A 22,596-nucleotide genomic window follows, 5' to 3' on the forward strand; every position below is an offset into this window, starting at 1 on the left:
CCTATGAAGTTTTAGTAGTTATGTGAACTTCATATCCTAATTCTCTTAAGGAATTTTTAACTGAGTCAATATTTCTATTTGGAATATTGACTTTAATTTTTTTCTTCTTATTGTTCATAAAAAAGATTAATTGTGCCCTAGTATGAGAAGATACAAAGGCATCATTTTCAATTCTTATACAATTAATATTTTTTGTAGATACAGTTTTAAATATAGTAGATATGTAATTTTCATTTATTAATACTATTCCATTGCTGTTAGCAAAGAGAATGGGAATAATATATATAAGTATAGGAAACTTTTCATTTGAAAATATAATGAATATTCCAAAGATGAAATATATAATTAATAACAAAAATTCAGATATAAAAAGTATTCTAAAATAATTTTTACTACGAATCTTATAAAAAGAATTTACTATTTTAAAATTTGTTCCTTTAAAAGTTTTATATGTAATTATAAATAAATAAGCAACATATAAATAAAGAATAAAGAAAATAATAGATAGAATATAGTTCAAAAAAATCACCTCTTAAAAATAATATATCAATTTAGTTAATTTTATTATATAAATGTAAAGGAACAATAAATATTCAATAAACAAATAGTTAATATAAATACAAATTTTAAAATTTAAGGAATAAATTATAATAAAAAAGCATTATAATTATTAAAAAAGTGTGAACGATAATAATTAAAGGAAGGTTTCTTTAATAAAAATAACTTCATTTTATAAGAAAGTTAAAAAATATAAAAAACATAGTTAAAAAAATATCAAAGTACAAGTTGATATGATTATAAAATTACTGGAAAATAGCTGGATTTTAAATAAAAAAATGCTTTAAATATAAAAAAACATTTGATAAATGTTAAATAATTATCTAAATTGACAGAAAAATTTATAGATGTAATAATAAAATAAAAGTAAACATTTACAGCAAAATGTAATGTGAAGGAGTAAAAATGAACTTTGACGAAATATTAGCAGATAATCCAATTATAGCAGCAGTAACAGACTTTGAAGAGTTAAATAGGGCAATTAACTCCGACACACAAGTTATATTTGTCCTTTTTGGAGATATACTTAGTGTTAAGAAAATCAGTAATATAATAAATGACAATAACAAAATAGGAATTGTCCATATTGACTTAATTGAAGGTCTAAATCAAAAAGAGGCAGCTGTTAGATATTTAAAACAAGAAACAAAATTTAAGGGAATAATAAGTACAAAGTTTCAAACAATAAAAATAGCTAGAGAAGAAGGTCTTATTGCTATTTTAAGAAGTTTTGTATTTGATACATTGTCACTTAATAAAGCAAAGGGACATCTATTATCAGAAATAGACGCAATTGAAATTTTGCCAGGAATAATACCAAAGGTAATTAAAGAATTATCAATGACTTCAAATAAACCAATTATTTGTGGTGGATTAATAAAAACAAAGGAAGAGGTTATGGAGGCTTTAAACTCAGGCGCATCATCTGTTTCTACAACAAAAAAAGAAATATGGAATATGTAATTTATTCATTAATTAATCGATAGCGACTTCATACTTAATTAAGAGTAATAAAAAATATATTCATAAAACAATTAACACAAGTAGGAATTTGTAATTATTAGGAAAAGGTGTGTGTAAAATGAGAAAGTATATTATAGCCTTAGATCAAGGAACTACTAGTTCAAGAGCAATTATTTTTGATAATGAGCAAAATATAATAGGAGTTAGCCAAAAAGAGATAACTCAATTTTATCCAAAGGAAGGTTGGGTTGAACATAATCCAATGGAAATTTGGGCAACTCAATATGGAGTTTTGCAAGAAGTTATGGCAAAGAGCAATATAACTCAAGAGGAAATTGCAGCAATTGGTATCACAAATCAAAGGGAAACTACAATTGTTTGGGACAAAAATACTGGAGAACCAATATACAATGCAATTGTTTGGCAATGTAGAAGAACAGCTAATATATGTGATGAGTTAGAAAAAGAAGGATTAAAAGATTACATAAAAGAATCAACAGGACTAATATTAGATGCTTATTTTTCAGGAACTAAAATTAAATGGATACTAGACAACGTAGAAGGTGCAAGAGAAAAGGCAGAAAATGGAGATTTGCTTTTTGGTACAGTGGACACATGGCTTATTTGGAAGCTTACTGATGGAAAAGTTCACATAACAGATTATACAAATGCTTCAAGAACAATGCTTTTTAATATAAACACATTAGAATGGGACGAAAAGATTTTAAAAGCTTTAGATATTCCAAAATCAATATTACCAGAAGTTAAAAATTCTTCAGAAATTTATGGATATACAAACCTTGGTGGAAGAGGTGGATTTAGAGTTCCAATAGCAGGTATTGCTGGAGACCAACAAGCTGCACTATTTGGACAAGCTTGTTTTAATGAAGGATCAGCAAAAAATACTTATGGTACAGGATGTTTCTTACTTATGAATACAGGAGAAAAGAAAGTTGAAAGTAAAAATGGACTTTTAACTACAATAGCAATAGGTATTGATGGTAAGGTTCAATATGCTTTAGAAGGTTCAGTATTTGTAGGAGGTGCTGTAATTCAATGGATTAGAGATGAGCTTATGCTTGTAAATGATGCACAGGATACAGAATACTTTGCAAAGAAAGTTAATGACAATGGAGGAGTTTATGTTGTTCCAGCTTTTGTTGGACTTGGAGCACCACATTGGGACATGTATGCTAGAGGAGCAATATTTGGATTAACTAGAGGATCAAATAGAAATCATATAATAAGAGCAGCTTTAGAATCTATTGCATATCAAACAAAGGATGTTTTACATGCAATGGAAGAAGATGCAGGATATAAAATAGAAAATTTAAAAGTTGATGGAGGAGCAAGTAAGAATGGATTCTTAATGCAATTCCAAGCAGATATAATGAATGCAAATGTTACAAGACCGATAATAACGGAAACAACAGCCCTTGGAGCTGCTTATTTAGCAGGACTTGCTATTGGATACTGGAAAGATAAAGATGAAATATCAAAATCTTGGTATGCAAGTGAAACCTTTAATCCAACATTTGAAGAATCAGAAAGAGAAAGATTATGTAGAGGTTGGGAAAAGGCAATTGAAAGAGTAGGAAATTGGGCAGAATAGTAAAAAGTTTTACTTAATAGTTAATAAATTTAAACAATAAAAGTAATTTTTAAAAGTTATTGACAAAAAAGATAAAAAATGATAATATATTAGTATAAAATAAATATTGGTGTTAAGAGAGTTAGAGTCAAGCACACAAATTAGGGATGAATAATCCTTAGTTTTTGCTTGGCTTTTTTGTTGTGAATATAATTATATAAATGAAATATTATAAATATAGAATTTATATGATTCACTACAATTTACATAAACTAAAAAAATATTTTTTTAGTTAAATTTTCTTAGAGAAGTCGCTATCGCTAAGTTAATGAAATGAAAATATATTAATTAACAATTTTAAATAAATCTAGGAGGTTTTATAGTATGTATGATGTTGCAATTATAGGAGCAGGAGTCATAGGAGCTTCAATATTTAGAGAACTTACAAAATACAATTTAAAGGTAGTAGTATTAGAAAAAGAAAATGATGTTTCAATGGGAACATCAAAGGCAAATTCAGCTATTATTCACGCAGGTTACGATCCAAAGGTTGGAACTTTAATGGCTAAGTACAATGTAAAAGGAAATGAAATGTTTGAAGAGCTTTGCAAAGAACTTGATGTACCATTTAAAAGAAATGGGTCATTAATAATTGGTTTTTCAGATGAAGACATGGAAACAATCAAAAAACTTTATGAAAATGGTAATAAAATAGGAGTTAAGGGACTTAAAATTTTAAGTAAAGAAGAAGTTTTAGAAAAAGAACCAAATCTTAATGAGGAAGTTTTTGGAGCTTTATATGCACCAACAGGAGGAATAGTTGGACCATTTGAATACACAATTGCCTTAATGGAAAATGGAGTAGCAAATGGAGGAGAAATTTCATTAAATTCTGAAGTTTCAGATATAAAGAAAGAAAATGATATATTTAAAATTACTACTAAAAATGGAAAAGTAATTGAAGCTAAATATGTAATTAATGCAGCAGGAGTACATGCAGATGATGTTCACAATCTAATCTGTAAGGAAAGCTTTAAGATTACACCAAGAAAAGGTGAATACTTTGTAATGGATAAGACTCAAGGAAATGTAGTAAGTCATACAATATTCCAATGTCCATCAAAACTTGGTAAAGGAATTCTAGTAACTCCAACTGTTCATGGCAACTTATTAGTTGGACCAGATGCAGAAGATTTAGATGATAAAGAAGATGTTAAGACAGAAGGAGAAAGACTAGCATTTATAAGAGAAAAATCATTAAGAACTACTAATAAAGTTAACTTTAGAGAATCAATTAGAAACTTTGCAGGACTTAGAGCTACATCAGATAGAGGAGACTTTATAGTAGAAGAAGCAGAGGATGTTAAAAACTTTATTGATGTTGCAGGAATTAAATCTCCAGGACTTTCATCAGCACCTGCTATAGCTGAGGATGTTGTTCTTATATTAGAAAATTGTGGATTAAATTTAGAAGAAAACAAAAACTTTAATCCAATTAGAGAAGAAATAAGATTTATGGAACTATCACCAGAAGAAAAAGCTGAAATTATTAAAAAGGATCCACGATATGGAAGAATCATTTGTAGATGTGAAAGTATAACAGAAGGAGAAATAGTTGCATCTATAAAGAGATGTTTTGGAAACATGACATTAGATGGCGTTAAGAGAAGATGTAGACCAGGAATGGGAAGATGCCAAGGCGGATTCTGTGGACCAAAGGTACAAGAAATTATAGCAAGAGAATTAGACTTAAATATGGAAGATATTAATCTTGAAAAAGATGGATCATATATATTAGTAGGAAAAACAAAATAGGAGGGATAGTAATGTACGATTTAATAGTAGTTGGAGGAGGTCCAGCAGGACTTGCAGCAGCTTATGAAGCTTATAGTAACGGAGTAAAGAAGATTTTAATTATAGAAAGAGATAATGAATTAGGTGGTATATTAAATCAATGTATTCATAATGGTTTTGGATTACACACTTTTAAGGAAGAATTAACAGGTCCTGAATATGCTCAAAGATTTATAAATATGCTTAAAGATACAAATGTTGAAGTTAAACTTAGCACAATGGTACTTGAAATAGATGAAAATAAAAATGTACATGCTATCAATCCTGAAGAAGGATATATTGTATTACAAGGAAAAGCTATAATACTATCAATGGGATGTAGAGAAAGAACTAGAGGAGCTATAAATATTCCAGGAGATAGACCAGCTGGAGTATTTACAGCAGGAGCAGCTCAAAGATATATTAATATGGAAGGATATATGCCAGGTAAGAAGGTTCTTATATTAGGATCAGGTGATATAGGACTTATAATGGCAAGAAGAATGACACTTGAAGGTGCAAAGGTTGAAGGTGTTGTTGAACTTATGCCATATTCAAATGGATTAAATAGAAATATTGTTCAATGTCTTGAAGATTACAATATACCTTTATATTTATCTCACACTGTAGTAGATATTGTAGGAAAAGAAAGACTTGAAAAGGTTATTATAGCTCAAGTAGATGAAAATAGAAGACCTATAAAGGGTACAGAAAAAGAATTTGATGTTGATACATTACTTCTTTCAGTTGGATTAATTCCTGAAAATGAATTATCAGCAAAGGCTGGAATTGAAAAGGATATGAGAACAAATGGACTTATTGTATCAGAAAGCATGGAAACATCAATAGATGGAATATTTGCCTGTGGTAATGTTGTACACGTTCATGATTTAGTTGACTTTGTTACTCAAGAATCAAAACATGCAGGAAAATCAGCAGCTAAGTATATTAAAGGAGAACTTAAAAAGGGAGAACAAATAAAAATAATAAATGGTCAAAATATAAATTACACTGTTCCTCAAAGAGTTAATGTAGATGCTATTGATGGAAGCATGACAGTATTTATGAGAGTAAATAATATTTATCATGATAAAGTTTTAGTAGTTAGAGAAGGAGACAGACAAATTGCTTCCTTTAAGAGAAGTCATTTAGCACCAGCTGAAATGGAAAAAATAATTTTACCTAAGAAGCTTTTAGAAGGTGTTAAAGGTGATATAACAATTTCTTTAGAGTAATTTAATAGATATAAGACTAATTGATAATTAAAAAATAATTATATATTGTAGGACGGTGAATAGGATAATGATTAAAGAATTAATTTGTATAAATTGTCCAATGGGATGTCATCTTAAAGTAGATGTAGAAAATAAGACAGTTGAAGGTAACACTTGTAAAAGAGGAGAAGTATATGGAATAAATGAAGTTACAAATCCAGTTAGAGTAGTTACATCAACAATAAAGGTAAAGGGTGGAGAACTTCCAGTAGTACCAGTAAAAACAAATGGTGCTATTCCAAAACACTTAAATTTTGAATGCATTGATATAATAAATGAGACAGAAATAGAAGCTCCAGTTAAAATGGGAGATGTAATAATAGAAAATGTATTAGGAACAGGAATAGATGTTATAGCTAGTAGAAATATAGAAGAGTGTATGTAATACTAGTTAAATATTAATTAATTTATGTAATTAAGAGCAATTTAGGCTGATAATTTAGTTCTAAATTGCTTTTATTTTTTGGAAACTTTTTAATTTAATAATAAATTTAATCTTTTTGTTCTAAATTTGTAATTGTATATGAAGTATTTTTAACTTATAATATATATGGTTAATGTATAAATGTATAAGAATGGTATGAATTTAACATAAAAAGTAATAAAAATGAATAATTTGGAGAAATATGAAAAATGATTTAGTTAACATTTGGTTAAACTTTTACAGTCATTAAATTAAAGAAATGATAACTGAGGGCTTTAAATATATTGTATTTAAGGGAATTCATAGGCAAAAAATAAAAATTTATTTTTTCTTAAGTTGTTATTCATTATTTGTTAAAAAAGGTTAATTTCCTATGATTGATTATCTTTTATAATAGTAATATTATGTTAAATGAATTTTATTTAGATATTTAGAGAGGAGCAAGGTATGAAAAAAGTATTATATTTTATAATACCACTAATTATAGGGGTAGTTTTTGCCTTTGGCTTAAATAAATTTTTAGATTATAAGATTAATGATTTATGTAAAAGTAAAAATTTAGTGCCTCTTATGGGAGAATATGCAACAGATATAAAAGGTAAAGGGGTAATTATAAATAATGAATTTTTATCACAGGATTCAATAATGATGGTTGGAGCTTCTGACTTAAGACATGCGACTAGACAGCATCCTACACGTTATTTTAATACAAATAGAAGCAAAAACACGGTATTTACAATTGGTAGACCATTTACTCAAGAATTACAAGATGCAATTGTAGTAGGAAGTACAAATCCTAATATAATGAAAGGTAAAAAGGTTGTACTATTAGAATCTCTACAATGGTTTGTACATAAAAATGGAGTTGAAAAAAGAGACTTTCAAGGAAGATTTTCACCAGTTCAGTTTTATACATTTTTAAACAATCCTAAAATTTCTAAGAAAAGTAAGGATGAATTAGTAAAAAGAACAAAAGTTTTATTAAAAGGTAGTGATGAATATAAGAGTGAAAGACTTTATTCAATGCTATATAATGATGAATCTTTTACAGGAAAAGTAGAAAAGGTATTATTATATCCTTATTTTAAATTAAGAGAAAAAGAAGTTTTATTAAAAGAAAAAGGACTTTTATATAGAAAGTTAAGAACTCTTAAAGATAAAACACCTAAAGATAGTGAATTAGGAAAGCCTTTTGATTGGAAAAAGGAAGATGAGTTAGCTATAAAAGATGCTAAGAAGAGAGTAAAAAATTCACCACATAAACTTGATAGTAATTATTACTATAAGACTTTAAAACCACATTTAAAGAAGTTAAAAAATAAATATGCAAATGTTAATTTATTAAAATCTAAAGAAATGGGTGATTATAAATATTTCTTAAAGATATGCAAAGAGATGAATGTAGATTTAACAGTAGTATTAATGCCATGTAACCCTTGGTATTATGATTATGCAGGAGTATCTCAAAAGGAAAGATTTGAGTTTTATGATGTAATTGGAAACTTAGCTAAAAAAGATGGCTTTAAAGTTATGGATTTAAGAGATAAAGAAAATGAAGACTATTATTTAAGAGATGTTATGCACTTAGGAACAAGGGGATGGTTAGATGTCAGTAAAAAACTTTATGAACAATATAATGAAAAACAAGTATTTAATAACTAGTATAACAATTACTATAGTTATAATTGCTGCTATATTAATAGTTACTTTTACACCATTTAAACAGATACCATTTGTTTATAATGAGTTCTAATTTTGGGAGGATTTTAAGATGAAAATAATTGAAGGAATTAAAAAATATGCAAACACAGATAGAATAGCTTTAAAATGTGATGGAGAAGAATTATCATATAAAGATTTAGATAGATTTTCAGAAAGTATAGGTTCTTATCTAAAAGAAATACATAATGATAATACTCCTATATTAATATATGGAAATAAGGATAATTTAATTGTTCCATGTATGATTGGAGCTTTAAAATCAGGAAGAGCTTATATTCCTCTAGATGTAACTTTCCCTGTAGAGAGAGTATTAACTGTATCAGAAGAAGTAGAGCCAAAGATTATATTTAACTTCACAGACTCTGCAAAAGAGGAATTTGGTACAAAGGTAAAAGTAATAGACAAAGAAGATATAAAGAAGATTATAGAAGATTATAAAAATGAAGTAATAGACAAAAGCTCATGGGTAAAAGAAGATGAAAATGCATATATGTTATTTACTTCAGGAAGTACAGGAAAACCAAAGGGAGTTCAAATAAGTAGTAATAACCTAGATAATTTTAATAAATGGATTATTGATTATTTAAAAATTAATGATAGTGGAATGACTATATTAAATCAAGTTTCATACTCTTTTGATGTATCTGTTATAGCTCTATATGGTGGACTTATAAATGGTGCAACATTATTCTCATTATCAAAACAAACAATGGGAAATTATAAAGAATTATTTAAGCAATTAGAAGAATCAAATATAGAACTTTGGATATCAACGCCATCATTTGTTGGAATTTGTTTAAATGAAGTTGGATTTAACAGCAATATGTTACCAAAACTTGATTCTATGATAGTTCTTGGAGAGGTTTTATCAAAGAATCTTACTAAAGAAATTCTTGAAAGATTCCCAAATCTTAGAATGATGAATGGATATGGACCAACAGAAGCTACTGTTGCAGTAACAGCAATAGATGTAACAGATGAAATTTTAAATGATGAGAAGAGTATTCCAATAGGTTATGCTATGGATGGAATAGAAATTAAAATAGTTGATAAAGAAGGAAAAGAAGTAGCTGATGGTGAAAAGGGTGAGCTTATAATAGTTGGTAAATCTGTTTCAAAGGGTTACTTTAAAAATGAAGAGAAGACAAATGAAGTTTTCTACTTTGAAGATAATAATGGAGTAAAAGAAAGAGCTTATAGAGCTGGTGATATTGCATATAAAATAGATGGAAAAATATATTACTGCGGAAGAAAAGATTTCCAAATAAAACTTAATGGTTTTAGAATAGAAATAGAAGATATAGAAAATAATCTTTGTAAAGTTCCAAATGTAAGAAATGCAGTAGTAATTCCAGTATATAAGGATGAAAAGATAGTATATCTTCAAGGGGTTGTTGAACTTAAAGAGAAAAACAACTTAAGCAACTTAAAAAATGGAATAATAATCAAAAAAGAATTAGAGAAATTAATACAAACTTATATGGTACCAAGAAGTATAAAAATAGTTGAAGAGTTCCCTATAAATACAAATGGTAAAATAGATAGAAAGAAACTTATGGAGGAAATGTAATGACTTTTTCACAATATGGAAATTATCTTTATTTGTATATATTACTCTTAACAGCTATACCAGCTATAGTTTTAGGATTATTAGGCAAAAAGATAAAATTTTATGGAATGATTGCAACATTATTCATGATATTCCTTATAGTTGGAACACATTTACAATTTAAATTTTTATGTGCATTTATTATATGGGAATTGATAATAGTATATGGATATTTGTATGTAAGAAAAAAGACAGATAGTAAGTTCATTTACAGGTTGTTCCTTTTTGGATCAATGCTACCTGTTATCCTAAATAAGGTTTCACCATATTTTAATAAATTAATACCTCATGCAAAGATTGGTATAATAGGATTTATTGGAATATCTTATCTTAACTTTAGGGTAATTCAAATGGTTGTTGAAATATATGATGAAGCAATAAAAGAAGTAAAGCTATCAACTTTTCTTTACTTTGTATTATTCTTTCCAACATTAAGTTCAGGACCAATTGATAGATCAAGAAGATTTGAAAAGGACTTAGATAGGGAATTATCAAGAGAAGAATATTTAGATGAGTATTTAATGCCAGGAATTAAAAAGATATTTCTAGGAATTGTTTATAAGTTTGTTATAGCATTTCTTATAAATACTTTATGGCTTACAAAGATACATACTGATCACTTTACAGTAATGAGAGCATTAAGCTATATGTATGCTTATACTTTATATCTATTCTTTGATTTTGGTGGATATAGCTTATTTGCAGTAGGTACAAGTTATATATTTGGAATAAAAGCACCAGATAATTTCAATAAACCATTTATAAGTAAGGATATGAAAGAATTCTGGACTAGATGGCATATATCTTTATCAAGATGGTTTGGAGATTATATATTTTCAAGATTTGTAATTTCTTCTATGAGAAAGAAGAGATTTAAAAAGAGAGCAACAGCAGCACATGTGGCACAAATGATTACAATGATTACTATGGGATTTTGGCATGGATTAACATGGTATTACATAGTTTATGGTGTTTATGAAGGTGCAGCATTAGTATTAACAGACATATATCAAAGAAAATCAAAATTCTATAAGAAACACAAAAAAGAGAAATGGTTTGAATATTTACAAATATTCATAACATGGCAAATAGTGGCCTTTGGTATGCTATTATTCTCAGGTTACTTTGCTTTATTAAAAAAGTAAAATAGAAATAAAGATTTTTTAAGAATAAATTTATATGAAATTTATATAAAAAATACAAATTTAGTTTAATATATATAGTATATACTTAAGATATTAAATTAAAGAAAGATAAGGGAGAAGAGAAAATGCAAGATAAAGTAATTGAAATTTTTGAAGAAGTAACAGGATGCGATGAATTAAGAGAAGATTTAGATTTAGATTTATTTGAGGCAGGACTTTTAGATTCACTTGCAATAATCGAAGTATTATTACAAATAGAAGAAAAATTAGGAATAAAGCTTCAACCAACTGATTTAGAAAGAACAGATATGGCTACAGTTAATAACTTAGTAGCATTCTTAGAAACTAGATAGATAGTTTAAAATAATGGGAGGTAAATTTACCTCCCATTATTTTTATATAAATTTATTCATTTTCTAATTTTTGTAGTAATTGTACATTTTTTTGTTCATATTCATTTAAATCATTAATTTTTCCTTGAAAAGAAGGATTTTGTATGTACCATGACTTAGAACTAAAGTATGATTTAAAAGGTTCTGTATGAAAAACATAGCCATATCTTGCATAGATTTCATTTCTAACTAAAGCAAGAGTTTTTTTATCATATTTCTTTAAATTATTTTCTTTTAAATAAGTAGAATTACTATTTGGTTCTATATATTCATCTTTAGATTGAATTCTTGCATTTAAATTTTTATCTGAAGTAGGTGAATTATTGTTATAATTGGTAGTGTCATTAGAATTTTCACTTAAAGCCTCTCCATTAGGAAAGTTTTTAAGGTTACAACCATTTGACTTTGCAATATTATAATATTTAAGAGCCTTTTCATAATTTCCATTGTTATAACATTCAGTTGAATTTAATGTGCAAATTTTATATATAATATTTTGTTTATCAGATTTTTTTAAGTTAGTTACTAAATTAAGATCCTTTTGAAAGTTTGAATCTTTTCTTAGAATATCATAAATATTATTTAATATTTCAGGGTTATAGTTTAAAGCTAAAGCTTTATTGTAAGATGTAAGCTTGTTTTGTATATTACTTTCATCTGCTGCTGAGTTGTAATAGTGGTGATATAAAATAAAGTCCTTTGAAAAAAATAAAGCGCCACCTATTATAACTAATAATACAACTATTGAAATTATTAGTTTATTTCTTTTTTTAGGGTTACTACTATCAGAATCATTAGAGTTAGGTTCTTCAATAGTATTATTAGTATTTAATGGCTTTTTAATATCGTCATCAGAAATTGACTTTGAATCTGGAGTATTAGAATTATTTTCTTTTTTTAATGGAGCTCCACACTTGTTGCAAAAGTTAGCATTATCAATTGTTTTAGCTCCGCATTTATCACAGAATTTCATATGTACATCCCCTTTGTTTTAATCTTTTGAATAATTAAGGTTAAAATAAATTTACTAATAATTAATTTACCATTTTTAAGTTAATTTGACAAATTTAAAATTATTAATATATAATTTCACTAAAATAACTAAGGAGGAATGACTATGTATTGTAAAAAATGTGGGAATGAAATCCCTGATGATTCAATATTTTGTCCAAACTGTGGTGAAAGGTGCACTGATGAGGAAAAAATAGATTCAGATTCAAATTTAAAAAAGGGATTTAATGAAATTTTAAATTATACATTGCAATCAATAAAACATCCAATAACTACAATAAAAAATGGTGGAAGTAATATTTCAACAAAGGTAAATTTATTATATATAGCTGTAATAGCATTAATAATACCTTTAATAAAGGTTATATCAATACCATTGTTAAATATGGCTATATTTAAGGGCATATTTAATTTATTTAAAGATATATTTGGAAGTAATATTACAATGAATCAAATAGGTGGTTTAAGAAATCAAATATTTAGTTCAATGGATAAAAATATTAATTATGTAAATCAATATGGAATATATTTATTAAATTACGTTGCACTTTATGGAATTATATTAATATTGATTTATATAATTTATAAGTATTTAATTAAATCTAAGTTTTCATTAAATGATTTTACAAGGGTTATAACTGTAGCATCAATTATAAACTTAATAGGAACTATAATTGGTTCATTAGCTTTATTTATAGGATTAGGAAGTAGCTTGTTTGTAAATGTAGTTTTATTTGTATTAATTTTATTAATAGTAGGACTTGGATTAAGTTATGTTTTAAATAGTGACAATAAATTTGTTTATATATTTGCTGCTTTATATGGAGTAAGTTTTATTATAATTAATTATATTTATATGGAACATATAATACATATTATAAGATTGGCTTATCAAAGTGCAATAAACTCATTTTTCTAGAAAATATAATTTAAAAGTGATAGTTTGTTTTTGGATAGCTCTTTAGAAAGAGCTAAATTAGGAAATTTTTGCTATTATTTTAAATGGAAATATTCAATAAATTAAGGACCTCTTTAGGTTATTAAACTTAGACGCATAGGTGTAATAACTTTATATAAGAGGTCCTTATTTTGGTTACTTTAGTTTATAAAGGTTATGTGTGTTTGTTTTTCTTATTATTTTCTATTATTTCTTCTATTGATTCTAGGTCATTCATTTCATTTGCCATACTCTGAGTATAATCAAATTCCATATAAGAAATATTATTGCAAACAATAGGATCTGTTGCAGGATTTGGTAATGGAGTTATATCTCCATTTGGAGCAGTGCTAATTAAGTCACTATCCTTTGGATGATAATCAGTTCTTTTTTCAGGAAGATAACATTTAGATTGTATTTCATCTGCAAGTTTTTTATTTTGTGAGGTTTTATTTTTATGTTTTTTCATTAATATCTCCTCCTTAAATATAGTTTTTGTAAATTTAATTATTTAATACATGGAGAAGATATTTTTATAAGATATTACTGAATTTAATTTACTATGAATGAACTTTTAATACATAGGATATTACATTGACATAGGAAAAGTGGAGTAACATAATTAAAATTAGAAAAAAATAGTAAAAATAAATATAATTTAAAATAGTATTGATTTTTAGCTAGTCCTTTAGAAATACTTAACATCGCAAAGTATTGCTATTATCTACTCCAAAATACTAGCTAAAGCTTAATAACTCAGCAAAGCTTCAAACAGATTAAGCTTCTTTACGCTAGTATTTTTACGTATATAATGCAATGCTAACTGCTTGTTAAGAACTTTCTTTAAGTCCTAGCTAAAAATCAATAATTATTAAAAAGGAAATTATGGAGAAAGATTTTTATTTATACCTCAAAATAATAGTTAAGACTTTTAAACTCACTGCGCTTAAACAGAAAAAGTCTCTTAACGCTATTCTTTTTCCATAGATAATGAAACTCTAATTGCTTATTAAAATGGTCCTTCAGATCTAACTAAAATAAACACTTGTAGAAATTAAAACTAATTAAGAGATAAATAATAGCTGAAAATGAATTAAGTTTCTTTACGCTAGTATTTTTACGTATATAATGCAATGCTAACTGCTTGTTAAGAACTTTCTTTAAGTCCTAGCTAAAAATCAATAATTATTAAAAAGGAAATTATGGAGAAAGATTTTTATTTATACCTCAAAATAATAGCTAAGACTTTTAAACTCACTGCGTTTAAACAGAAAAAGTCTCTTAACGCTATTCTTTTTCCATAGATAATGAAACTCTAATTGCTTATTAAAATGGTCTTTCAGATCTAACTAAAATAAACACTTATAAAAAATAAAAGCAATTAAGAGATAGAATGATGGTTGAAAATGAATATAAAATTATAATGAAAGGATAGATGAGGATGACAGTAGAAAATAAAGCAAAAGATAAAAAGATTAATCCAGTTATAATAATATCGGTCTTTTTAATTGGAGGATTTGTATCATATTTAAATGGTACATTAATGACAACAGCTCTTCCAACAATAATGAGGGATTTAAAGATAGATCCAGTAACAGGTCAGTGGCTTACAACTGCTTTTATGCTTGTAAATGGAATAATGATACCTTGTACAGCGTTTTTAATAGAAAAGTTTACTACAAGAAAATTATTTTTCATATCTATGGGACTTTTTACAATTGGAACATTTATAGGGTCTTTTTCAATTGATTTTAAAACACTTTTAATAGCAAGAATTGTACAGGCTGCAGGAGCTGGAATTATACTTCCTCTTATGCAAACTGTATTTTTAATAATAGTTCCAAAGGAAAGGAGAGGCTTTGTTATGGGACTTGTAGGAATAATTGTTGCCTTTGCTCCAGCAATGGGACCAACTCTTGCAGGTTTTATAGTAGATAATTATCCATGGAGATATTTATTTCATATAATAGATCCTATTTGTATTATTGATTTAGTGTTTGCATATTTTGCATTACAAAATGTAACTGAAACAAAGGATGTAAAAATTGATATTATGTCAGTTATAACATCTACATTAGGTTTTGGTGGTTTATTACTTGGTTTTAGTAATGCAGGAAATAAGGGTTGGGGAAGTTTACAAGTTTTAATTCCATTAATAGTTGGAATAATTTCTTTATTAATGTTTGTTAAAAAACAACTTTCAAGTAAAGAGCCAATGTTAAATTTAAGAGTATTTAAAAGCAAGACATTTACTTTTTCAACAATAATAATAATGATAGTATATGCAGCTTTTGTCTCAGCAGAATTAATATTGCCAATGTATATTCAAATGGCTAGAGGATATTCAGCTATTGATTCAGGTTTAATGCTTATGCCAGGTGCAATAATAATGGGTGTTATGAATCCTATAGCAGGTAGACTTTTTGATAAGATAGGTGCAAGAACTTTATCAATAGTAGGTTTAATATTATTAACCTTTGGAAATTTAGGATTAATGTTTTTATCAGCAAATACTGAAATTATACATATAACAATTGTATATTCAATTCGTCTTTTAGGTATGTCAATGATTATGATGCCTTTAACAACAGCAGGTTTAAATACATTAACAAATGAACACTTAGCTCATGGAACAGCAGCTAACAATACATTAAGACAAATAGCAGGTTCAATAGGAACAGCACTTTTAGTTACTGTAATGAGTAAAGCAACAATAAGTTCAGGAATAAAAAATTCAGAACTTGCATCAATTCATGGTATGAATGTAGCCTTTGGAGTTTCTGCACTACTTTCTTTTATAGCTTTAGTTATTGCAATAATAGTTGTTAAGAAGAAAGGTGAAGGAGATACTAAATTATATTAGAAATTTATAGGGAGATTTTTAACGCACAGCCTAAATTAATTGAAAATTATTATTTAAGCTGATATAATTATTGTGTTTTCTTAAATTAAGAATAAAAAACATAGAAAGTCTAATTTCTAAATAATTTTAAAAGTTAGCTTAAAGAGGAGAGATTATATGCCAATAAGAATAGCAGTCTTAGGTGGTCCAAGATGTGGAAAAACTACATTAATACAACAATTATATGTTGATTTAAAAATAAGAGATTTAAATGTTGGAGTTGCAACTGAATATAGCACAGATTACTTAAGAGATAAAGGTATGATAGAAACAATTGCAGAACAATATGGTATATATTTAGGACAAGCACAATTAGAAGAAGGATTAAATGACTTTGATTATGCAATAACAGATTATGCAACTTTTGTACCTTATATATATGGAAGATTTATGTTAGGTGATAAAGAAAGAACTGTAAAAGAAATTGAAATTCTTAAAGATTTATATATTTTAGCTTTAAGAGATTTACCAAAATATGATTACATTTTCTTTGTACCAAGAGAATTTGGTTATGCAAAAGATGGTGTAAGATGGCAAGATGAAGAAATGGCACAATCTATTGATAAAGCTATTTTAGGATTTTTAGAATCTGAAAATGTTAGATTTAAAACAGTAACAGGTTCAACTAAGGAAAGATCAGAAAAAATACTTAACTTTATTGGAATAAATGATATTGAAATAAAGGCAGCAATGCCAGAAAAGTAAAAGGGGGAAGATAACCTCCTTTTTTTCTTTGTGTACATATAGGCTAATAAAGAGAAATTTTGTGCCTTTATGTAAATGTTTTCTTATATTGTGTGACAATTTAAGAATATAAGTGTGTTTAAAATCTTAAAAACAAATAATACTGTATTAAAAAATATTTAGAGTACATTAAACATACCCTATTAAAGGCTTTAGAAAATCACAAAGTATGGCACAATAATTGCTAGTTAATATAAGTGATTGGGGCAAAATAAAACTAGTATATTTATTTTGGAGGTTTTTGATATGGAATTTAGAGTAGAGATGGATTCAGTAGGAAAGAAGAATGTGCCAAAGGATGCTTATTATGGTATTCAAACACTAAGAGGTTATGAAAATTTTAGAATAAGTGGTTTAACTTTAGATAAGGAATTTATAAAAACCTTAGCAATAGTTAAAAAAGCTTGTGCAATAACAAACTATGAAGTTGGAGAATTAGATGAGGAGATTAAAGATGCAATAGTTAAAGCTTGTGATGAAATTATTGAAGGTAAATATACAGATCAATTTATCTTGGACCCAGTACAAGGGGGAGCAGGAACTTCAATGAATATGAATATGAACGAAGTTGTTGCAAACGTTGCAAATGAAATGTTAGGATATGAAAAAGGTCTTAGACATCCAGTTCATCCAAATGATCATGTAAATATGGGACAATCAACAAATGATGTAATCCCAACAGCAGGACTAATAAATTGTCATATATTATTAAAAGAATGTTTAGAACAATTAAAGGGATTTGAAACAGCATTATTAAACAAAGGTAAGGAATTTGAACATGTTATAAAAATGGGAAGAACTGAAATGCAAGATGCTGTGCCAATTAGTTTAGGAGCAGAGTTTACTTCCTATGGAAGAGCAATTAGAAGAGATATAAATAGATTAAAAGAAAGATTAGATGATTTATTAGTAGTTAATATAGGAGGAACTGCTATAGGAACTGGAATAAATGCTAATCCTAAATATGAAAAGAAAATTGCTAAAACTTTAAGAGAATTAACAGGTTTAAATATAAAACAATCAGATGACTTAGTAGATTCAACTCAAAATGCAGATATAATAGCTGCACTTTCTGGAGATTTAAAGGTTTGTGCTATTAATGTAAGCAAAATAGCAGGAGACTTAATTTTAATGTCATCAGGACCAAGAACAGGATTTGGAGAAATAACTTTACCTGCAAGACAAAATGGTTCTTCAATAATGCCAGGAAAAGTTAATCCTGTAATGGCAGAGTTATTAAAGGAAATTTCATTCCAAATAATGGGTAATGATACTACAATAACTTTAGCAGCTCAATCTGGACAATTAGAATTAAATGCTTTTTATCCAATAATGTTTGCAAATATATTCCAATCAATTAAAATTCTAGGCAATGGATTACATACAGCAACTGTAAACTGTATAGATGGAATAGAAGCAAATGGTAACCTATGTAAGAGATTAGTTGAAAGAAGTATAGGAATAGTTACAGCTTTTGCACCAATAATAGGATATGATAAGGCTGCACATATTGCAAAGCTAGCTCTTAAGAATGATAAGAATGTAAAAGAAGTTATAAAAGAAGAATTAGATATTACAGAAGATGAAATGGGCAAGATACTTGACCTTGGCAAAATGGCAAATATAAATAATTAAAATTAGTTAATTTTAGATAGCCTTTCAGACTTGTTTAATTAAGCAAAGAGTTTCTATTATCTATTCCAAAATAATAGCTAAGACTTTTAAACTTGCTACGCTCAAACAAAAAAGTCTCTTAACCCTATTATTTTTCCATAGATAATGAAACTCTAATTGCTTATTAAAATAGTCTTTCAGTTCTATCTAAAATTAATACTATATAAAATATAGAAAAATGTTTTATATAGTATTAATTTTTAACAAATATTGCAATTAAAATAATAAATATAAATTCAGAAAAGGGAAGATATATATTTAAATTATCTTCAATAATTTTTTTATAATCAGAAGCTAATGCAACTTCCGCTGGGAATAATAATTTTAGCTTACCTTCAAGTTTACTTATATCTATATTTATAAAATTTATCCTATCATAAATTAAATCTAAATGAATATTAAATATATTTTCATATAAAGCTATATTAAAAAACTTCTTTATATTATTATCAAAGGCATAAAGTTTTTCATTAATTTCAGTAAAGGCTGCATAAGGAAGTTTATATTTATACTCCTTAGCATAATTTTTTATGTATTCTAAATAATTTACTAATAACTCATTAAATTCATCAGCATTAGAAGTTTTATTTAAAACTAATCTATTAGTCTCAATAAGTAAATTTCTATAAGACTTAAGCATTAATAATCTTTTATTTTGAAAGGAATGACTTTCAATTTTAGTATCTTTATTATATATAAAATAATTACCATTTGGCTTTATCTTTTCTAAAAGGCTTTTTTCTTTAGTTAATGGAAGAGATAAAGATTTTCTAATGTCCCTTGGAAGATCAGGGCTATTTATTTTTATGTTCTTTTTATTATTTATAAAATATTCAGTATAAGCATTAGCAACACATAGCTTTATATCATTTTTTAATTGACCAACATTATATATACAGTCATAGGATAGAAAACAAAGCATTGTGTTATAGGAAATATAAATAGATTTATTTAAATTTATACTTTCATCCTTTAAAAAAGTTTCAATTAAAGTAAGCCTTTCCTCTAAACCTCTTTCACGAAGGTTTGGAATTTTTATTTTAATGGATATTCTTCTTAAAAATGTACTAAGAAGAGTTTCGTTTATATCCTCATTTGTAGCACAAATAATTCTTACAGAAGATTTAATTTTTCTAGAAACCTCACCAAATCTTCTAAAATATCCAGTATCCATAAATAAAAATAACATTTCTTGACCTTCACTTGGAAGGTTATGAATCTCATCTAAAAATAATATCCCTCCATTAGCCTTTTCAATTAAACCTTGTCTATCTTCAGTAGCTCCTGTAAAGGTTCCTTTCTTTACTCCAAATAGTTGAGAACTTAAAAGTTGTGGATTATTTGAATAATCAGAACAATTAAAGTGTATAAAAGGAATATCTTTTTTATTAAAGAAAGATACAGCATAATCATGCATAAGCTTTGCAAACATTGATTTACCAGAACCTGTTTCTCCAATAATTAAAGAATCCATTCCATTTGGAGGATATAAAATTGCAGTTTTTGCTAGTTTGCAAGATTCCGTAAGAGAAGGAAAAAGATAAGATATTTTATCTAATGAAGATTTAGTATCAAAATTTATATCATTAGGATTTTTAAGAAAATATTTTACTGGACGTGTTGAATTTTTAAAAAGTTTTTTATTCTTAACTAAACTATTTAGGTTTTTACTAATATTAGATCTTTCTATATGTAAATTTTCAGAGACTTCCTTTGTAGTAACCCCTTTTCCTGTATCTAATTTTTCAACTGTAGAGTAAACTAAGTCAATTCTTTTCAAAACTGTCCCTCCTTAAAATACAAGTGTGCACAAAATGCAAACTAGTGTGTTGAAATAGTTAAAAATTACTATCTTTATGTATTATTTTAAAGCACACTAATAATAAATTCAACAGCATATGAAAATGATATCATGAAATATTATAAAAATACTTCTAATGGAGTATTTATTTTAGATAGCCCTTTAGACTTATTTAAGGTTTTCTTTAAGTTCTATCTAAAATAAACACTAGTTTAAACCATGGTATAATTATTAAAAAGGAAAATATCAGATAAAAAAGGAGGATAAGAATAAAATTTTTAAAATATAGTTAGTATAACTATAGAAAATAGGAACTTTTATGTTATAATCGAGAGTGGATTATAATAAAGAATACAATTTGAATTAACATAAATTAAGGAGGAAACATTCTTGGCTGATTTAAGGAAGGAAATAGAAAAAAGAAGAACCTTTGCAATAATATCTCACCCAGATGCAGGTAAGACAACATTAACAGAAAAATTCTTACTATATGGAGGTGCCATAAGACTTGCAGGTTCAGTAAAGGCTAGAAAGGCATCAAAACATGCAGTATCAGACTGGATGGAAATTGAAAAGCAAAGAGGTATTTCAGTTACATCATCAGTTATGCAATTTAATTATGATGGACATTGTATAAATATATTAGATACACCAGGACACCAAGATTTCTCAGAGGATACATATAGAACCCTTATGGCAGCAGATTCTGCAGTAATGGTTGTAGATGCTGCAAAGGGAGTTGAGGCACAAACTAAAAAATTATTTAATGTATGTGCTTTAAGAGAAATACCAACATTTACTTTTGTAAATAAGATGGATAGAGAGTCAAGAGATCCATTTGAATTATTAGAAGATATTGAAAATGAACTTTCTATAAAAACTTATCCAATGAACTGGCCAATAGGTTCAGGTAAAGATTTTAAAGGAGTATATGAAAGAGATAACAAAAGAATTATAGCTTTCACAGGTGGAGAACATGGTCAAAGGGAAGTTAAAGCAATTGAAGGAGAAGTTGATGATCCTAAATTCAAAGAAATATTAGGAGAAGATCTTCACCAAAAACTTATGGAAGATATAGAACTTTTAGATATTGCAGGAGATGAATTTGACGTAGAAAAAGTAAGAGAAGGACAATTAACTCCAGTATTTTTTGGATCAGCTCTTACAAACTTTGGTGTTGAACCATTTTTAGAGCATTTCTTAAAAATGACAACAGCACCTACTGCAAGAAATTCAAGTATAGGGAAAATAGACCCCTTTGAAGATAATTTCTCAGCCTTTGTATTTAAAATTCAAGCAAATATGAACAAGGCACATAGAGATAGAATTGCCTTTATGAGAATATGTTCAGGTAAGTTTGAAAAGGGAAAAGATTATTATCATATGCAACAAAATAAAAAAATAAAACTTGCAGAACCACAACAATTTATGGCTCAAGATAGAGAAATAGTTGAAGAAGCGTATGCAGGAGATATAATTGGAGTATTTGATCCAGGAGTATTTTCAATTGGAGATACTATCTGTACACCAAGCAAAAAGTTTAAGTTTGAAGGAATTCCAGCCTTTGCACCAGAACATTATGCAAGAGTTAGACCAGTAGATACTATGAAGAGAAAACAATTTATAAAAGGTGTTACTCAAATAGCTCAAGAAGGAGCAATTCAAGTATTTAAGGAACTTCATATAGGTATGGAAGAAATAATAGTTGGAGTTGTTGGTGTACTTCAATTTGAAGTTTTAGAATATAGATTAAAAAATGAATATAACGTTGATATAAAAATGGAAAGACTTCCATATAGATTTGTTAGATGGATTGAAGATGATGGAAACATTGATGTAGATAAATTAAACCTTACATCAGATACTAAGAAAGTTAAAGATTTAAAGGATAGAAATCTTTTAATATTCCAAAATACTTGGGGTATAAGCTGGGCATTAGAACATAATAAGGGACTTGTATTATCAGATGTAGGTAAATCAGAGGATTAATTATTATTAAAAGGGCGGTAGATTGTC

The 22,596-nt window shown here is 27.0% G+C and carries 18 protein-coding genes; 14 read left to right on the forward strand and 4 right to left on the reverse strand.

The features are described 5' to 3' along the window. Position 1: 1 nt before the first annotated feature. Positions 2–520 (reverse strand): hypothetical protein, encoded by a 519-nt coding sequence (locus J2S18_RS07070; protein WP_307485046.1) that lies wholly within the window; start codon positions 518–520, stop codon positions 2–4. A gap of 443 nt (positions 521–963) precedes the next feature. On the opposite strand from J2S18_RS07070, the gene J2S18_RS07075 reads away from it, so the two are divergent. The 9 genes from J2S18_RS07075 to dltC all read left to right on the forward strand — a co-directional run bounded on the left by J2S18_RS07075 (position 964) and on the right by dltC (position 11,472). Continuing rightward, complete coding sequence (locus tag J2S18_RS07075; RefSeq protein ID WP_307485048.1) at positions 964–1,521, forward strand: glycerol-3-phosphate responsive antiterminator; 558 nt, start codon at positions 964–966, stop codon at positions 1,519–1,521. Positions 1,522–1,639: 118 nt separating this feature from the next. Then, entirely contained in the window at positions 1,640–3,133 is a 1,494-nt protein-coding gene (gene glpK / locus J2S18_RS07080; RefSeq protein ID WP_307485051.1) for a glycerol kinase GlpK, read from the forward strand. Positions 3,134–3,496: 363 nt separating this feature from the next. Further along, entirely contained in the window at positions 3,497–4,927 is a 1,431-nt protein-coding gene (locus J2S18_RS07085) for an NAD(P)/FAD-dependent oxidoreductase (protein WP_307485053.1), read from the forward strand. Positions 4,928–4,938: 11 nt separating this feature from the next. Further along, positions 4,939–6,180 carry an NAD(P)/FAD-dependent oxidoreductase gene (locus tag J2S18_RS07090; protein WP_307485055.1) on the forward strand — a complete coding sequence of 414 codons (1,242 nt, stop codon included), beginning with the start codon at positions 4,939–4,941 and terminating at the stop codon, positions 6,178–6,180. Between the two features lie 67 nt (positions 6,181–6,247). Beyond that, entirely contained in the window at positions 6,248–6,604 is a 357-nt protein-coding gene (locus tag J2S18_RS07095; RefSeq protein ID WP_307485056.1) for a DUF1667 domain-containing protein, read from the forward strand. Positions 6,605–7,090: 486 nt separating this feature from the next. Continuing rightward, positions 7,091–8,305, forward strand: coding sequence for a D-alanyl-lipoteichoic acid biosynthesis protein DltD (gene dltD, locus J2S18_RS07100; protein WP_307485058.1), 1,215 nt, complete (start codon positions 7,091–7,093; stop codon positions 8,303–8,305). Between the two features lie 109 nt (positions 8,306–8,414). Continuing rightward, positions 8,415–9,935 (forward strand): D-alanine--poly(phosphoribitol) ligase subunit DltA, encoded by a 1,521-nt coding sequence (gene dltA / locus J2S18_RS07105; protein ID WP_307485060.1) that lies wholly within the window; start codon positions 8,415–8,417, stop codon positions 9,933–9,935. Beyond that, complete coding sequence (gene dltB / locus J2S18_RS07110; protein WP_307485063.1) at positions 9,935–11,119, forward strand: D-alanyl-lipoteichoic acid biosynthesis protein DltB; 1,185 nt, start codon at positions 9,935–9,937, stop codon at positions 11,117–11,119. Before dltA ends, dltB begins: the two co-directional genes overlap by 1 nt. Positions 11,120–11,244: 125 nt before the next feature. Next, a complete protein-coding gene (dltC, locus tag J2S18_RS07115; RefSeq protein WP_307485065.1) occupies positions 11,245–11,472 on the forward strand; it encodes a D-alanine--poly(phosphoribitol) ligase subunit DltC in 228 nt (75 codons plus the stop codon). A 52-nt stretch (positions 11,473–11,524) separates the two neighbouring features. On the opposite strand, the gene J2S18_RS07120 is transcribed toward dltC, so the two are convergent. Next, positions 11,525–12,484: a YARHG domain-containing protein gene (locus tag J2S18_RS07120; RefSeq protein WP_307485067.1), complete on the reverse strand. Its 960-nt coding sequence runs from the start codon at positions 12,482–12,484 to the stop codon at positions 11,525–11,527. A 144-nt stretch (positions 12,485–12,628) separates the two neighbouring features. Here J2S18_RS07120 and J2S18_RS07125 point away from each other — a divergent pair, with 144 nt between their 5' ends. Further along, entirely contained in the window at positions 12,629–13,441 is an 813-nt protein-coding gene (locus J2S18_RS07125) for a zinc ribbon domain-containing protein (RefSeq protein ID WP_307485069.1), read from the forward strand. 193 nt (positions 13,442–13,634) lie between these two features. Here the strand turns inward: J2S18_RS07125 and J2S18_RS07130 are convergent, their stop codons facing one another. Then, on the reverse strand, positions 13,635–13,928 hold the full coding sequence (locus J2S18_RS07130; protein WP_307485072.1) for a hypothetical protein: 294 nt from the start codon (positions 13,926–13,928) through the stop codon (positions 13,635–13,637). A gap of 972 nt (positions 13,929–14,900) precedes the next feature. Between J2S18_RS07130 and J2S18_RS07135 the strand changes: the two genes are divergently transcribed. From J2S18_RS07135 to J2S18_RS07145, 3 genes are all read left to right on the forward strand, one after another. Further along, positions 14,901–16,322: an MDR family MFS transporter gene (locus J2S18_RS07135; protein WP_307485073.1), complete on the forward strand. Its 1,422-nt coding sequence runs from the start codon at positions 14,901–14,903 to the stop codon at positions 16,320–16,322. A gap of 156 nt (positions 16,323–16,478) precedes the next feature. Beyond that, positions 16,479–17,066 (forward strand): AAA family ATPase, encoded by a 588-nt coding sequence (locus tag J2S18_RS07140; RefSeq protein ID WP_307485076.1) that lies wholly within the window; start codon positions 16,479–16,481, stop codon positions 17,064–17,066. A gap of 285 nt (positions 17,067–17,351) precedes the next feature. Further along, positions 17,352–18,740: an aspartate ammonia-lyase gene (locus tag J2S18_RS07145; RefSeq protein WP_307485078.1), complete on the forward strand. Its 1,389-nt coding sequence runs from the start codon at positions 17,352–17,354 to the stop codon at positions 18,738–18,740. Positions 18,741–18,972: 232 nt separating this feature from the next. Here J2S18_RS07145 and J2S18_RS07150 read toward each other — a convergent pair whose 3' ends face one another. Continuing rightward, positions 18,973–20,559 carry a sigma 54-interacting transcriptional regulator gene (locus J2S18_RS07150; protein WP_307485081.1) on the reverse strand — a complete coding sequence of 529 codons (1,587 nt, stop codon included), beginning with the start codon at positions 20,557–20,559 and terminating at the stop codon, positions 18,973–18,975. 411 nt (positions 20,560–20,970) lie between these two features. On the opposite strand from J2S18_RS07150, the gene J2S18_RS07155 reads away from it, so the two are divergent. Then, entirely contained in the window at positions 20,971–22,569 is a 1,599-nt protein-coding gene (locus tag J2S18_RS07155) for a peptide chain release factor 3 (RefSeq protein WP_307485084.1), read from the forward strand. Positions 22,570–22,596 lie beyond the last annotated feature (27 nt).

Origin of the sequence: Eubacterium multiforme, from assembly GCF_030813415.1 — a bacterium.
Lineage (GTDB): Bacteria > Bacillota > Clostridia > Clostridiales > Clostridiaceae > Clostridium > Clostridium multiforme.